This is a genomic window from Winogradskyella luteola (assembly GCF_019203985.1).
In the GTDB taxonomy this organism is placed as follows: Bacteria; Bacteroidota; Bacteroidia; order Flavobacteriales; family Flavobacteriaceae; genus Winogradskyella; species Winogradskyella luteola.
Genome location: NZ_JAGSPD010000017.1, coordinates 1 through 13,271, shown reverse-complemented (window position 1 = coordinate 13,271; position 13,271 = coordinate 1). Strand labels below are relative to the sequence as shown.

The window sequence follows — 13,271 nt, the reverse complement described above, 5'->3', positions numbered from 1 at the left end:
AAGCATCTCAACCACGAGATGCTTTTCTACTAACTAACCAACCAAATTGTAATGTCGCGATTTTGTAGTATAAATATCGCTGTAACCATTACACCTATTATTAATCAAACTGTGTGCCAAACTCTATTTTATATTTTTTTTCTAAAACTGTAACAAAAACATCTATTTATACACTTATATATTATATCTTTATTATATCATTTTAATATCATATTGATTTAATAAATAATTAACCAATTAAATTTTTAGATTATGAAAGAAGAAAAAACCACCGTCCCAGCTAATGGCTACTTTATGTTACTTGTATTTTTAGTATTGTTTTTTGGAAGTATAGCCACAATAATTGCCTTAGAAACACCATGGCCAGGTATTACTATATTCCTATCCTTAGTAATGGCATTTGGCTTTTTAATGGTTCAGCCCAATGGCTCCCGTGTTTTACTCTTATTTGGAAAATATGTCGGAACCGTAAAGAAAAATGGTTTCTATTGGGTAAACCCTTTTTATACCAAAAAGAAGATTTCCTTGAGAGCAAGTAACTTTGATAGTGAACGCCTAAAAGTCAATGATAAACTCGGAAACCCAGTTATGATTAGTACCATTTTGGTTTGGCGCGTGCAAAACACCTACAAAGCTGCTTTTGATGTGGACAATTATGAAAACTTTGTCCGTGTACAGACCGATGCTGCAGTGCGTAAACTGGCAAGCATGTATCCTTACGATAACTTTGCTGACGAAGGGCATGATGAGGACATCACCTTACGCTCAAGTGTTAATGAAGTCAGTAATGCACTCGAAAAAGAGATTGATGAGCGTTTATCCATAGCAGGCATTGAAGTTTTGGAAGCACGTATAGGCTATTTGGCTTATGCACAAGAAATCGCCAACGCCATGCTAAAACGTCAACAAGCAACAGCTATTGTAGCAGCGAGACACAAAATTGTAGAAGGTGCTGTTAGTATGGTAGAAATGGCCATAGAAGAACTCAACAAAAAAGGTGTTGTAGACTTAGATGAAGAGCGTAAAGCAGCCATGGTAAGCAATCTAATGGTAGTACTTTGTGGTGATAAAGATGCTTCACCTGTTGTAAATACAGGAACTTTAAGTCATTAACCACGAAAGCCTATAATGGCATTTGATAGAAAACAGTTAATACCAGCCTACATATTTAAAAAACAAATTGTTACAAAATTTTAAATAGATAATGAGAATTTTTAAAGAACAACAACGTTTTAATCAAATTTGGATTATTGCTTTAATGACCATTAGCATATTAATTATTATTGGAATAATTATAAGTGAATATATCAATGACCCTAATAGTTTTTCCCCAATGGAACTGGTATTGTTAATTGGTTCTTTAATGTTGATTTCTGGTTTTATATTTTTGCTTACGCTGACATCAAGGATTGATGAAAAAGGGATTCATTATAAATTCTTTCCATTGCATTGGAAATTTAAATCCATAGAATGGAATGACATAAATAAGGCCTACGTAAGACACTATGATGCCATAAACGAATATGGAGGTTGGGGATTTAAAGGAGGTTGGTTGTGGAAAAAATCAAAAGGAAGAGCAATAAATGTATCTGGTAATTTAGGCATTCAACTCGAATTAAAAAATGGTAAAAAACTTTTGATCGGTACTCAAAAGAAAGAAGAAGCTGAACGCATTTTGGCTACTTACAAAGAAAAAACAATTAACAATGGCTAAGAAAAAAGCGTTTGCGTTGCGCATCAATGAAGATATGCTGAAAGCTATTGAGAAATGGGCAGCTGATGAATTTCGTAGTACAAACGGACAAATAGAATGGATGTTGATGCAATATCTCAAAGACCATAATAGACAACCGAAAAAGAAAGAAAAACCAGAAGAAAAGTGATCTCAATGGATCACTTTTCCTATTGCAAATTATTGTTGTTTTTCTAAATACGCCCAAGTAAAATTGGGATGATGTCCATCCCTTCGAACCATCTTTACCCAAAGTAAGGTCATATGCTCTAAATGTAAAGATTGATCTAAATTACCTGTATCCAAGGTCATAAAACCTAAATCCTCATTTAACGCTGATACCAAGCTCTTTGATGCTTTAAAATTACCTGCAATTAACATCACAGGTTTTACATTATAATTGCTAAAACTAGAATTAATTAAATTTTCAAAGCCATAAATGGTATATGCTTTTACTACTTTGGCATCATTGGCCCATTCTTGAATTTTTTCTGCACCTGAAATTTCACTTTCTAATCCATGAGAAATACCTTTACCCACTGGATTAGTGCAATCAATCAAGGGTTTTCCATTAAACTTTAAGGGCTTTAATAATTCTTCAGCAGCAAAAAATGGTACTGCCAAAAATACCGCTTCAGAATTATTTATTGCCTCTTGGACTTTAGTAGTGCTAAAACCATTATTCTTCATTAATGCTTCTTTCACCGTTTTGTTGTTAGAATCATTATGAGCTACAATAATCTTATGTCCTCTTTTTTGAAGGTTATTCGCTAAAGCAAAACCTACATTACCAATTCCTATAAATGCTAATTTCATATTTGTCTTCGGTTTAATGCTTCTATTACCAATCTTGCAGCTGCAGCACCAGAATTTTGCTGTTGCCCTGTTATTAAATTACCATCTGCAATTACATAAGAAGCAAAGGGGTTGGCTACTTTAAAAGTTGTGTCCGACATTTTTCTCGCCTCATCTTCAATACGAAAAGGTTGTATTTTCATGCCTACAGCATTATCTGCAAAATCTTCTTCAGCATTTGCAAACCCTGTCCAAGTTTTTCCTGTAACCAATAACTCACCATTAGATGTTTTAGTTTCTAATAGTAATGCTACAGAGTGGCAAACCGCTGCACTTGGTTTATTTGACTCATAGAAGTCTACAAATAGTTTCTGTAAGTCTTCATTACCTTTAAAGGTGTACATAGGCCCCTGTCCGCCAACTAAAAAGATAGCATCATAATCCTTAGGATTTACTTCAGTTAGTTTTTGGGTACTTTCTAACATTTGGTTAAACCAGCCTTGTTGCATGTATCCTAAAGTAATAACATCATGCACAGCATAACCACTTTCATCTGTTGGGTTAGAAAAACTATCCATTACTACTTTTCCACCTTCGGTTGAAACTAATTGTATTTTGTACCCTGCTTCTTGAAACGCATGTAATGGATGCGTTAACTCTGCTGCCCAAAATCCGATTGGCCAGCCTGTTTGCTCTGAAATTGTTGGACTGCTTGCTACCATTAAAATTTTCCCTTTATATTCTGCACCATGAAAGTGCACATAACTTTCAAATTCTTTTACCATACTCGCCATTTTTTTGTGTGTTATAAAATTCATACTGTTTTTAATACCACAAAGTTATTTTGAAATTGATTATGCTCAACAAATACTTATATTTGTTAGCAACTAACATCCATGTAAGTATGCCAGATTTTTTAAACGACAAGAAACGATATTATACTCCTGTAGAATATGTGTTTGACAAAGTTGGTGGACTCTATAAAATGCCAATCCTTTGGCGATTGAAAGATAAATCATTGCGCTTTTCAGAATTAAAAAGAAGTATAAATAGAGCTTCAGACAGAATGCTCAGTAAGACTTTAAAAGAATTGGTAGCTGATGGATTTGTTTCTAAAGAAATAATCCCTGAAGTACCCGTAAAAACCATATATACTATTACTGAAAAAGGGAAACGCTCAATTGCAATTATTTCCACCTTAAGAGAATATGGGTTTGAACTAATGAAGGAAGATGGAATAGAACATTGATATTTTCGTATTTTGCATCACTAAACTGACTAACATGGAAAACGAACCTATTTTCACCAACGACGCTATCGTCTTTGGATTACTTATGATTGCCTTGGGCTTTGTATTTTTTACAGAATCTAAAAAAACGGGGTTTTGGCATAAATTTTACCGTATTGTACCAGCGCTTTTAATGTGTTATCTTATTCCTGCAATATTTAATTCTTTAGGTTTAATTTCCGATAAAATTTCTCAAACCTATTTTATTGCCAGTCGTTATCTATTACCTGCTTCATTAGTTTTATTAACCTTAAGCATAGATTTAAAAGCCATTTTTAATCTAGGTTGGAAAGCTTTGGTAATGTTCTTTACCGGTACAGCAGGAATCGTAATTGGTGGACCGATAGCTATATTACTCATTTCTTCATTTTCACCAGAAACGGTTGGTGGCGCTGGTTTTGATGCTACTTGGCGAGGCTTGGCTACTTTAGCCGGAAGCTGGATTGGTGGTGGTGCCAACCAAGCGGCCATGTTAGAAATTTATGAGTTTAACCAAGAGTTATATGGCGGAATGGTACTTGTAGACATTGTTGTAGCCAATATTTGGATGGCAGTAATTCTTTTAGGAATCGGAAAGAGAAAACGCATTGACAACTGGCTAAAAGCAGACAATACAGCTATTGACGAATTACAAAACAAGGTACAAGCCTTTAGTGATAAAATTACACGTATTCCATCAACTTCAGATCTTATTATAATATTAACAATTGCCTTTGGCGCTGTGGGTATTGCACACTTTGGGGCTGACCACATCTCTGTATTCCTTAAAGATAATTTTGAAGCTATAAGCAATCCCAAAAGTGCATTATCATCTTTCGGTAGTGGGTTCTTTTGGTTAATTTCTATTGCCACGTTGATTGGTGTATTATTATCCTTTACCAAAGCTAAAAATTATGAAGGTGCTGGTGCCAGTAAAGTAGGCAGTGTCTTTATTTATATTCTTGTAGCGACTATTGGTATGAAAATGGATTTGGGTAAAATTCTTGAGAACCCAGGACTCATTCTAATTGGCTTGGTTTGGATGGCCATTCACGCAGGGCTTCTAATCTTAGTAGCCAAACTTATAAAAGCACCCTATTTTTTCTTGGCTGTTGGCAGTCAAGCCAATGTTGGTGGTGCAGCATCCGCACCAGTTGTGGCGGCTGCTTTTCATCCTTCTTTGGCAACTGTTGGAGCCTTACTCGCCGTATTTGGTTACGTCGTCGGAACCTACGGAGCTATCCTCTGTGCAGAACTTATGAAAATTGCAGCAGGCGGTTAGTATTTTTAATTTCAAAATAAGATATTTGCCATCTCTATTCAACAAAGCATTTATGTGAAGTTGTAGCCTAATTATATAAACAACACATGTTTAAACTAAATAAAGTTATAAGCCTAGTTATTTTAGTAATAATGGTGGCTTCTTGTAATAAAGACAAGGAAACCAACTTCATTTTAAAAGGAAATATCAAAGGTCTGAAAAAAGGTGTGGTATATCTTCAGAAAGATGGTGATTCAACCATAATAGATCTCGACTCCATGGTAATTAATGGGCAATCAGAATTTACATTACAAACTAATATTGAAGAACCTATTCTGCTCTATTTAAAGCTGTTTAAAAACGATGGTGAGGAGCATTACATTCCTTTTTTCGCTGATAAAGGCACAACGGAAATCAACACTACACTGAAGAATTTTAGTTTTGATGCTAAAATAGATGGTTCCAAACAGCAAGATCTTTTAAATGATTACACAGATGTAATGTCTAAATACAATGATAAAAACCTAGACATTATTGAAGCTAGTTTTTTAGCAAAAAAAGACAATGATAGCATTGCCCTAGACTCTTTAAATAAGCTTTCTGAAACTTTATTGAAACGTAAATACTCTTATACCATTCAATTTGCGTTAAATAACAAGGATAATATGATTGCACCTTATTTGGCATTATATGAAATTCCATCTGCTAATCCGGTTTATATCGATTCTGTCTATAATGGGCTAACAGAAGACATAAAGCAGTCTTTTTACGGAAAAAAGTTAAAAGAAGTTGTTGAAAACAGAAATTCTGAAGATTAGAATAGAAAACAATTTAATGATGGCACTAAAAAAGCCAATCAATTTAATGATTGGCTTTTTAGTAGAGTTGCAAGTATATACTACTTTAAATTGTTAATTCTATCTATTAAAGCTCTTCCTTTAGATTCTAAGTCATTATTAATTGCCTTAAAATGTGCTTTAGGGTTCTCAATATCTCTTTCATTTACACGAGCTATTAACTCATCAAAACCTGCAAAAGCATCATCAATAATGGCATCACTTTCTTTGGTTGGTTTTTGGGTGTTTTCTAATTCCCAATAGTAAACTGCTTCAATGATATCGCCAAAAACATAGTTGATATCCTTTTTTAAATCTCTTTTATTTGCCATAATAATTCTATTTATTTCAGTTTCAACTCCGCAAAATAAACGTCGTTGAATTTAAATGCAAATGTAATGAATACTTATATTAATAATTCAAATTTAATTTTGAAGTTTTAAACATAAACTTCAAGAAGCTTTGCTCCTTTAGTTTTTAATTTAAAGTCTTTAATCACTGCAGGGATCAATAGTGTTTCACCTTTGGCAATCCTATCAGTTCTATTATCAGTTAACACTTCAACCTCTCCATCTACACACATGTATATCAAAAAAGAATCTTTATCATTTTTCTTTACAATTTCTGAATTTATCTCAATATAATTCGTGGTAAAAAATGGACAGCTCACCATTGGGTTTGATACATTTTCTTGTTTTTTATAAGCAATTTTAAAATCATCTTCCATATCAAACTTAAAAGCATCAATGGCAATATCATTATGCAATTCGCGCTCATTACCTTCATCATCTACACGATCCCAATCATAAACACGATACGTTACATCACTGGTTTGCTGAATTTCTGCCAATAACACACCAGCGCCAATGGCGTGGACTCTTCCTGCTTCAATAAAATAGGTGTCGCCTTCTTTTACGCTATCAAAATTTAAAATCTTGGTTAATGTATTATCTTCGAGATGTTTGAGGTAGGTCTCTTTATCTGTTTTTTGATTAAAACCTACGATGAGATTTGCATCATCATCTGCCTGCATCACATACCACATTTCTGTTTTGCCAAAAGAGTTATGGCGCTTTTTTGCCAAAGCATCGTCCGGATGTAATTGAATGCTCAGATCTTGTTTGGCATCTATAAATTTAATTAGCAGTGGAAAGTTGTTGCCGAACCGTTCGTAGTTTTTTTCTCCCAGCAAATCAGATGCATGTTCCTCTAAAAGCTCTTGTAATGATTTACCTTGCAGTTCACCATTTTCAACTATTGAAATATCACCAGGAACAGTACTCACTTCCCAACTTTCGCCCAATTGCTTAGAATCGGATTTTTTATTGAACTTTTGAATCAGTTTCTCTCCTCCCCAAATTTTATTTTTCAAAATGGGTTTAAATTTTAAGGGATGTAGAATATGCTTCATAAAACTATTCTCCGGAATATGTTACAAAGTTACGAGGTGTTTCGTAAAGTGTAATTTCCAAATGGAACTTGGAATCTAATTTTGCCTTAATCTTGTTATAGATTACAACTGCAATATTTTCTGCCGTAGGATTTAGATCTTTGAACTCGGGCACTTCCATATTTAGATTCTTATGGTCAAAGGCATTTTCAACTTCCGACTTAATGATGTCTTTTAAGATTTTAACGTCCATAACGTAGCCAGTTTCGGGGTCAATATCACCAGTAACACTTGCTATCAATTCATAATTATGTCCGTGAAAATTTGGATTATTGCACAAACCAAATACAGCATCGTTCTTTTCGAAGCTCCAATCTTTTCTGTAAAGCCTATGAGCTGCATTAAAATGTGCCTTTCTATGTACGGTTACTTTCATGAGTTATCAACATTTATGAATTCATAAAATTTCTCGAATATAATCTTAAACCAAGCTGTATAATTTTCAGGATGTAAGGCCATGTCTACTTTTACTTTTTCCAACGGCATCCATTTCCAATCGACAACTTCGTCCGTATTAATATTTGGTGCAGCATTGTAATGACCGATCATAATATGGTCGTACTCGTGCTCTGTTAACCCATTATCAAAAGGGGCTTTGTATATAAATGATGTTGACTCCTTTAAATCGGTGACAAATCCCATTTCTTCTTGCAGCCGTCTCTTACCAGCTTCTAAATTAGTTTCACCGTTGCGTTGATGACTGCAACAGGTATTGGTCCAAAGTCCCGGAGAATGGTATTTATGCAACGCACGCTGCTGGAGCATCAATTCACCTTTGTTATTAAAAATAAATACTGAAAACGCACGGTGCAGAAGTGCTTTTTCGTGTGCTTCCATTTTGGGCATTAAACCGATTTGGTTATCGTTTTCATCCACAAGGATGACTTGTTCTTCTGTCATAAAGCAAAATTAATGACTAAAGCTTTAAAAAAGCTAAAGGAATTCATAAAAAAAATAGCCGTTTATATTAAACGGCTATTTTGATACTTTATTAAACTATTATATTACTGTTTATCGTCACAAGATTTACCGTTAATACTGGTGATAATAAATTCGCTACGTCTGTTTAATTGATGTTCTTCTTCCGAACAGCTTGATTCGTTTGTTGGCTCACACCCGCAATCGTTAACCAATTGTGACTCACCATAACCTTTAGCTGTTAAACGATCTGCTGCTATACCATTATCCATTAAATACTGACGTGTCGATTGTGCTCTTCTTTCAGACAATCTTTCATTATAGTCTGCAAGTCCTCTACAATCTGTATGCGAACGAATATCGATATTCATTGTTGGATATTTGTTCAAGACTGCTAACACTTTCTGTAATTCAATCTCTGCATCGTATCTAATATTTGATTTATCAAAGTCGAAATAGATAATAGGAATATCGAGAACCTTAGCTAAATCGTCACAAGGTTCAACTTCTTGTTCGTCCTTCTCCAATAATAATTGCAACTGCAATTCTTGTTTACGTTTTGGTGTAGTAAAACGTTTTTCGTCCGAAGCATAGGTTGCTTTTTCACCTCTGATTAAGTATTCTTTTTCGCATTCTAGCTCAAACTCAAAAGTACCATCGGCTGTAACAGTTTTACGCTCAAGTTCGTTGCCTTTACCATCAAATAAAACCACTGTGGCACCTGGTATTAATTCGTCTGTGTTTTTGTCTTGGACAGTACCTTCAACGATTTGCTTACATTCTGGAACTTCGAATGTGTAAATATCATCACTACCCTTTCCTCCTTCTCTGTTAGAACTGAAATATACACGCTTGGTAACTAAGTTTTCATAATAGCCAAAATCATCTGCAGAACTATTTACAGGCTTGCCAACATTTTCAATTGGAAAGCTTCTGTTAGAACCCGAAGCAACTTTTTGATCTAATTCTTCAGATTTAAATACATCCAATCCTCCTAATCCTGGAAATCCAGTTGACGAAAAGAACAAATTACCATTGGTATCCACAAAAGGAAATGATTCTTGTCCCTCGGTATTAATTGAAGATCCCAAGTTTTCTGGTTCGCCCAGAGTACCATCGTCATTGACATCCACCACAAAAATATCGGACTGACCATAAGTTCCTGGCATGTCCGAAGCAAAATACAATCGTGATCCCGTGAGATTTAATGCCGGATGTGCAACACTGTAATCCTCACTGTTAAAATGAATTTTGTGAATTTCATCCCAAGTACCATCTTCACTCAAAGTAGCTCTATACAATTGTAATCTATTGACACCTGTTTCGTCTTCTTTATATTTTAATCTGAAGAAATTGTTTCTTGTGAAGAACATGTATTTTCCATTTGGTGAGAATACAGCACTGGATTCGTGATACTTTGTATTTACCTTACCATCAATTTCAGTTATTTCACCAAAACCATTATCTGTTTTTTCAACTGAATACAAATCTAAATAAGGTTCTTCATTCCAACGATACTTGCGTCCACCACCTCTTGCTGAAGCGAACACAATACTGTTTTCATATTCCGTAGTTCCAAAATCTGAAAACTCTGTATTGATATCTAAATTTTGAGGTTCTATATCATTACGGCTCAACTCTTCTATATTTGACTTATAATCTACCTTAGACAAAAATGCTTTTCCTCTTAAATCATCTGGTTTGAGTTCATTGAATTTTTTCATCCACTTATCTGAGTCTTCATAATTTTCAGTGCCTTTAAGTGCTAGAGCATATCTAAAATAGTATTCGGGATCTATGACTTCGTTCATAGCCATTAGTTCACCATACCATTTAGCTGCATTTTCCATATCATTATTAAAATAATAGGAATTTGCCAATTTCTGAAAAAGGTCGGCCGATCTGTAACCTTTGTTTGCCACTTCTAAAAGCACTTCACTTGTTTTAACGTAGGCAAAGTCTCTGTAGTCATCTTCGACACTTTTTATCTTTCCATTTTGGGCATAGGTAGATAAAGCAAACATACCTACTAATGCCATACATATATATCTTGAAATTGTTCTCATAGTTATATTTTTAAAAGAAACGCGGTGATAAAATTCTACCTAATCGCTTTACTTCGAATCTTAAAGTTATTTCGTGTGTTCCGCTGTTGTAATTGTTCAATCCAGTTGTAGTTAAATCGTAACCATACCCAATAAACATACCTGGTGTGGCTTGAAAACCAACAAGAGCACTTACAGAATCATCCCATCTCCAAGCCAAACCTGCCGTTAAATTCTTTTTATACCAAAAGTTAGCAGAGATATCAGCAATTAGCGGAGCACCCGAAACTCCTTTTACTAAAAAGGCAGGTTTTAATTCTAAAGTTTCACTTAAGTTAAGCACATATCCACCAATAGCATAAAAGTGCATACGTTCGGTAGCTACAGATTCTTGAAAATCATCATAATGGTCTGTTTCAATAAAATTTGGCACCGCAAATCCTAAATACCATTTTCTGGTATGCATATAAAAACCTGCTCCTACCATTGGTGAAGTTAAGTTTAAATTATTTTCAAAAGCTGGATCAGTATCTTGAAATCTTCCTTTACTCCAGTCTGTATTTAAGATATGTACTCCCCCTTTTACACCAAAAGATAATTTTAAGTCATTGGCATCTAATGGTATTGTATATGAAAAATTAACATCTACGAAGTTTTCTCTTGCTGGACCTAAAGCATCACTTACTATGTTCAAACCTAAACCTATACGCTCATTGCGTAATGGTGAATGAATACCTAAAGATTGTGTTTGCGGTGCTCCGTCTATACCAACCCATTGTGATCTATGTAATCCTACAACGCTTAACGTCTCACGTTGCCCAGCGTAAGCCGGGTTAACACTTAGCGTATTATACATATAATGCGTGTACTGAGGATCTTGCTGTGCAAAACTATTAGCACTAAGTAGTATAAATACTAAAGCTACTAATCCTTTTAATATCGATGATTTATGTATCATTTTAATATATTTTATTATTCAGTGTTAATTAGTTTCGTCTATTTACATATACCCATCCTACTCTAGGTTCTGAACCGTCTCCTAGGTCGAGTACATAGTAATACGTACCTGTAGGTAGCTTATCAGATTGGTTGATTGCAGCACTTCTTCTAAAAGTTCCGTCCCAATCGTTCTGGTAACCTTTTTTACTATAGACTATGTTACCCCATCTATTGTAGATTTCGAGTTTATTATTAGGGAATCGTTCTAAACAATCAATAACAAACGTTTCATTTATACCATTCCCATCTGGTGAAAATTCGTTGTAAATAGTTAAACATATCGGATCAACAGCCGCCGTATCTTCATTGTTACTTGCATCTATATCAGTGCCTCCATCAGCACTACTTACAAACGCAGTGTTGGCATAGTCACCAAAACCAAGTACCTCTACAGTAATCTGAAGTATTTCTACTTGATCAGGACCTAGTTGACCTACTGTCCATTCTCCATCAAACTCTGAGTATGTTCCTGTTGTAGTAATTACGGATAAAAACACATAACCACTTGGAATTTGGTCACTAATAATAACGTTAGTGGCTGTAACATTTCCAATATTGGCTACCTCAATGGTAAATACAACTTCATCACCAACTACTGGCTGTAGTTCATCTACAACTTTGGTTACTTCTAAATCAAAGATTGAGTTTACAACCGTTACTGTTGGATCATCTGGCTCTCCATCTCCATTGTCGTCATTATCATTATCGTTATTGGGATCATCACTTGTATCACCAATATCATCTGCAGGATTACCCAAATCACCACCAGGTTCCTCACTGGTTACCGTTGCCGAATTTGTAACAAAACCTACATCTAAGTCAACTTGAGTGATTTGGTACGTAGCAGTAAATGTCGTGCTATCAATTTCACCCGGCAATAGTTGAGCTATTGGCCCTCCCACTAAATTTAAGCCAGGTAATACATCTTGCACTTCGATATTAGTCAATGTTACGTTTCCTGTGTTTTCTACAATAAACACGTAAGATATAACGTCGTCAATGCTTCCTGCAATACCATCACCATTGGTATCTTCAAGTGGTAATGTTGTCTTAACAAGACTTATCATAGGCTCTTGAAGTATTTCTGTGTCCGTTGGGTCGTCCGTTCCAGTTGGGTCCGTAGGGTCATCGCTATCATCAGTAACACCGCCACCTATACCAATTAGATCCATGCCGCTAGCCATCGCCTGGTTCGTTACGATGCCCATATCGATATCAACCTGCGTGATCGCATAGGTCGCCGTAAAGATCATTGGGTCCTGTGGCGTAACCGCTAGATCATCAGCGTTCGTATCACCGTCTTCGTCACTTCCCCCACTGACATAGGTTGGTGTCGGCAAAGTACCCGTTCCCGTAAAGTCCGCTGCATCTTCAGTGACGCTTATATCAAATAACGTCGTATTGCCCGTATTTGTAACTGTATAGGTATAGGTGATGATGTCTCCCACGCTTGCAATGCCATCAACACCTAAGTCTAGACTGCTTATCTTTTCTATAGAAATATTCGGTGCCTGTGGGATCGTCGTATCTGTTGGGTCGTCCATTCCAGTTGGGTCCGTAGGGTCGTCACTCTCATCCGTGACACCGCCACCCAATGGATCCGTACCATTGGCCATCGCCTGGTTCGTCACGATGCCCATATCGATATCAACCTGCGTGATCGCATAGGTCGCCGTAAAGATCATTGGGTCCTGTGGCGTAACCGCTAAATCATCAGCATTTGTATCACCGTCTTCGTCACTTCCCCCACTGACATAGGTTGGTGTCGGCAAAGTACCCGTTCCCGTAAAGTCCGCTGCATCCTCCGTGACACTTACATCAAATAACGTCGTATTGCCCGTATTTGTAACTGTATAAGTATAAGTGATGATGTCTCCCACGCTTGCAATGCCATCAACGCCTAAGTCTAGACTGCTTATCTTTTCTATAGCTACACTTGGCATTTGTACGATGACGGTCTCGGTTGGA

15 protein-coding genes are annotated in these 13,271 nt (G+C 35.8%); 6 read left to right on the top strand and 9 right to left on the bottom strand.

Going from position 1 to position 13,271, the window contains the following annotated elements; genetic code table 11:
* Nucleotides 1–252: 252 nt before the first annotated feature.
* The 3 genes from KCG49_RS15205 (at nucleotide 253) to KCG49_RS15195 (ending at nucleotide 1,883) form a co-directional block, all read left to right on the top strand.
* Nucleotides 253–1,113: an SPFH domain-containing protein gene (locus KCG49_RS15205; protein WP_218547727.1), complete on the top strand. Its 861-nt coding sequence runs from the start codon at nucleotides 253–255 to the stop codon at nucleotides 1,111–1,113.
* A gap of 91 nt (nucleotides 1,114–1,204) precedes the next feature.
* Nucleotides 1,205–1,714: a hypothetical protein gene (locus tag KCG49_RS15200; RefSeq protein WP_218547725.1), complete on the top strand. Its 510-nt coding sequence runs from the start codon at nucleotides 1,205–1,207 to the stop codon at nucleotides 1,712–1,714.
* Entirely contained in the window at nucleotides 1,707–1,883 is a 177-nt protein-coding gene (locus KCG49_RS15195) for a type II toxin-antitoxin system antitoxin (protein WP_218547723.1), read from the top strand. Before KCG49_RS15200 ends, KCG49_RS15195 begins: the two co-directional genes overlap by 8 nt.
* A 29-nt stretch (nucleotides 1,884–1,912) precedes the next feature.
* Here the strand turns inward: KCG49_RS15195 and KCG49_RS15190 are convergent, their stop codons facing one another.
* A complete protein-coding gene (locus KCG49_RS15190) occupies nucleotides 1,913–2,548 on the bottom strand; it encodes an NADPH-dependent F420 reductase (protein WP_218547721.1) in 636 nt (211 codons plus the stop codon).
* Nucleotides 2,545–3,345 carry a type 1 glutamine amidotransferase domain-containing protein gene (locus KCG49_RS15185; protein WP_218547719.1) on the bottom strand — a complete coding sequence of 267 codons (801 nt, stop codon included), beginning with the start codon at nucleotides 3,343–3,345 and terminating at the stop codon, nucleotides 2,545–2,547. Before KCG49_RS15185 ends, KCG49_RS15190 begins: the two co-directional genes overlap by 4 nt.
* A gap of 86 nt (nucleotides 3,346–3,431) precedes the next feature.
* Between KCG49_RS15185 and KCG49_RS15180 the strand changes: the two genes are divergently transcribed.
* From KCG49_RS15180 to KCG49_RS15170, 3 genes are all read left to right on the top strand, one after another.
* A complete protein-coding gene (locus KCG49_RS15180) occupies nucleotides 3,432–3,776 on the top strand; it encodes a winged helix-turn-helix transcriptional regulator (protein ID WP_218547718.1) in 345 nt (114 codons plus the stop codon).
* Nucleotides 3,777–3,810: 34 nt separating this feature from the next.
* Complete coding sequence (locus tag KCG49_RS15175; RefSeq protein WP_218547716.1) at nucleotides 3,811–5,076, top strand: DUF819 family protein; 1,266 nt, start codon at nucleotides 3,811–3,813, stop codon at nucleotides 5,074–5,076.
* A gap of 86 nt (nucleotides 5,077–5,162) precedes the next feature.
* On the top strand, nucleotides 5,163–5,873 hold the full coding sequence (locus KCG49_RS15170; RefSeq protein WP_218547714.1) for a DUF4369 domain-containing protein: 711 nt from the start codon (nucleotides 5,163–5,165) through the stop codon (nucleotides 5,871–5,873).
* Nucleotides 5,874–5,953: 80 nt separating this feature from the next.
* Here KCG49_RS15170 and KCG49_RS15165 read toward each other — a convergent pair whose 3' ends face one another.
* From KCG49_RS15165 to KCG49_RS15135, 7 genes are all read right to left on the bottom strand, one after another.
* The gene (locus KCG49_RS15165; RefSeq protein WP_218547712.1) at nucleotides 5,954–6,223 is read right to left on the bottom strand and encodes a hypothetical protein; all 270 of its coding nucleotides are present in this window, start codon (nucleotides 6,221–6,223) and stop codon (nucleotides 5,954–5,956) included.
* A 107-nt stretch (nucleotides 6,224–6,330) separates the two neighbouring features.
* Nucleotides 6,331–7,302, bottom strand: a complete 972-nt coding sequence (locus KCG49_RS15160; RefSeq protein WP_218547710.1) for a type I phosphomannose isomerase catalytic subunit — start codon at nucleotides 7,300–7,302, stop codon at nucleotides 6,331–6,333.
* Between the two features lie 4 nt (nucleotides 7,303–7,306).
* Nucleotides 7,307–7,717: a 6-pyruvoyl trahydropterin synthase family protein gene (locus KCG49_RS15155; RefSeq protein WP_218547708.1), complete on the bottom strand. Its 411-nt coding sequence runs from the start codon at nucleotides 7,715–7,717 to the stop codon at nucleotides 7,307–7,309.
* Nucleotides 7,714–8,241, bottom strand: coding sequence for an isopentenyl-diphosphate Delta-isomerase (gene idi, locus KCG49_RS15150; protein WP_218547707.1), 528 nt, complete (start codon nucleotides 8,239–8,241; stop codon nucleotides 7,714–7,716). The genes KCG49_RS15155 and idi overlap by 4 nt, the downstream gene beginning before the upstream one ends.
* Before the next feature lie 104 nt (nucleotides 8,242–8,345).
* Complete coding sequence (locus KCG49_RS15145; RefSeq protein WP_218547705.1) at nucleotides 8,346–10,325, bottom strand: OmpA family protein; 1,980 nt, start codon at nucleotides 10,323–10,325, stop codon at nucleotides 8,346–8,348.
* 10 nt (nucleotides 10,326–10,335) lie between these two features.
* Nucleotides 10,336–11,262 carry a PorP/SprF family type IX secretion system membrane protein gene (locus tag KCG49_RS15140; protein ID WP_218547703.1) on the bottom strand — a complete coding sequence of 309 codons (927 nt, stop codon included), beginning with the start codon at nucleotides 11,260–11,262 and terminating at the stop codon, nucleotides 10,336–10,338.
* 28 nt (nucleotides 11,263–11,290) lie between these two features.
* The coding region (locus KCG49_RS15135) for a CLIPPER-2 domain-containing protein (protein WP_218547702.1) at nucleotides 11,291–13,271 on the bottom strand (1,981 nt) is incomplete at its 5' end.

Excerpts from the sequence above, each read along its gene's own strand:
- KCG49_RS15205 (WP_218547727.1), top strand. The coding sequence starts at position 253 with ATGAAAGAAGAAAAAACCACCGTCCCAGCTAATGGCTACTTTATGTTA.
- KCG49_RS15200 (WP_218547725.1), top strand. The coding sequence starts at position 1,205 with ATGAGAATTTTTAAAGAACAACAACGTTTTAATCAAATTTGGATTATT.
- KCG49_RS15195 (WP_218547723.1), top strand. The coding sequence starts at position 1,707 with ATGGCTAAGAAAAAAGCGTTTGCGTTGCGCATCAATGAAGATATGCTG.
- KCG49_RS15190 (WP_218547721.1), bottom strand. The coding sequence starts at position 2,548 with ATGAAATTAGCATTTATAGGAATTGGTAATGTAGGTTTTGCTTTAGCG.
- KCG49_RS15185 (WP_218547719.1), bottom strand. The coding sequence starts at position 3,345 with ATGAATTTTATAACACACAAAAAAATGGCGAGTATGGTAAAAGAATTT.
- KCG49_RS15180 (WP_218547718.1), top strand. The coding sequence starts at position 3,432 with ATGCCAGATTTTTTAAACGACAAGAAACGATATTATACTCCTGTAGAA.
- KCG49_RS15175 (WP_218547716.1), top strand. The coding sequence starts at position 3,811 with ATGGAAAACGAACCTATTTTCACCAACGACGCTATCGTCTTTGGATTA.
- KCG49_RS15170 (WP_218547714.1), top strand. The coding sequence starts at position 5,163 with ATGTTTAAACTAAATAAAGTTATAAGCCTAGTTATTTTAGTAATAATG.
- KCG49_RS15165 (WP_218547712.1), bottom strand. The coding sequence starts at position 6,223 with ATGGCAAATAAAAGAGATTTAAAAAAGGATATCAACTATGTTTTTGGC.
- KCG49_RS15160 (WP_218547710.1), bottom strand. The coding sequence starts at position 7,302 with ATGAAGCATATTCTACATCCCTTAAAATTTAAACCCATTTTGAAAAAT.
- KCG49_RS15155 (WP_218547708.1), bottom strand. The coding sequence starts at position 7,717 with ATGAAAGTAACCGTACATAGAAAGGCACATTTTAATGCAGCTCATAGG.
- idi (WP_218547707.1), bottom strand. The coding sequence starts at position 8,241 with ATGACAGAAGAACAAGTCATCCTTGTGGATGAAAACGATAACCAAATC.
- KCG49_RS15145 (WP_218547705.1), bottom strand. The coding sequence starts at position 10,325 with ATGAGAACAATTTCAAGATATATATGTATGGCATTAGTAGGTATGTTT.
- KCG49_RS15140 (WP_218547703.1), bottom strand. The coding sequence starts at position 11,262 with ATGATACATAAATCATCGATATTAAAAGGATTAGTAGCTTTAGTATTT.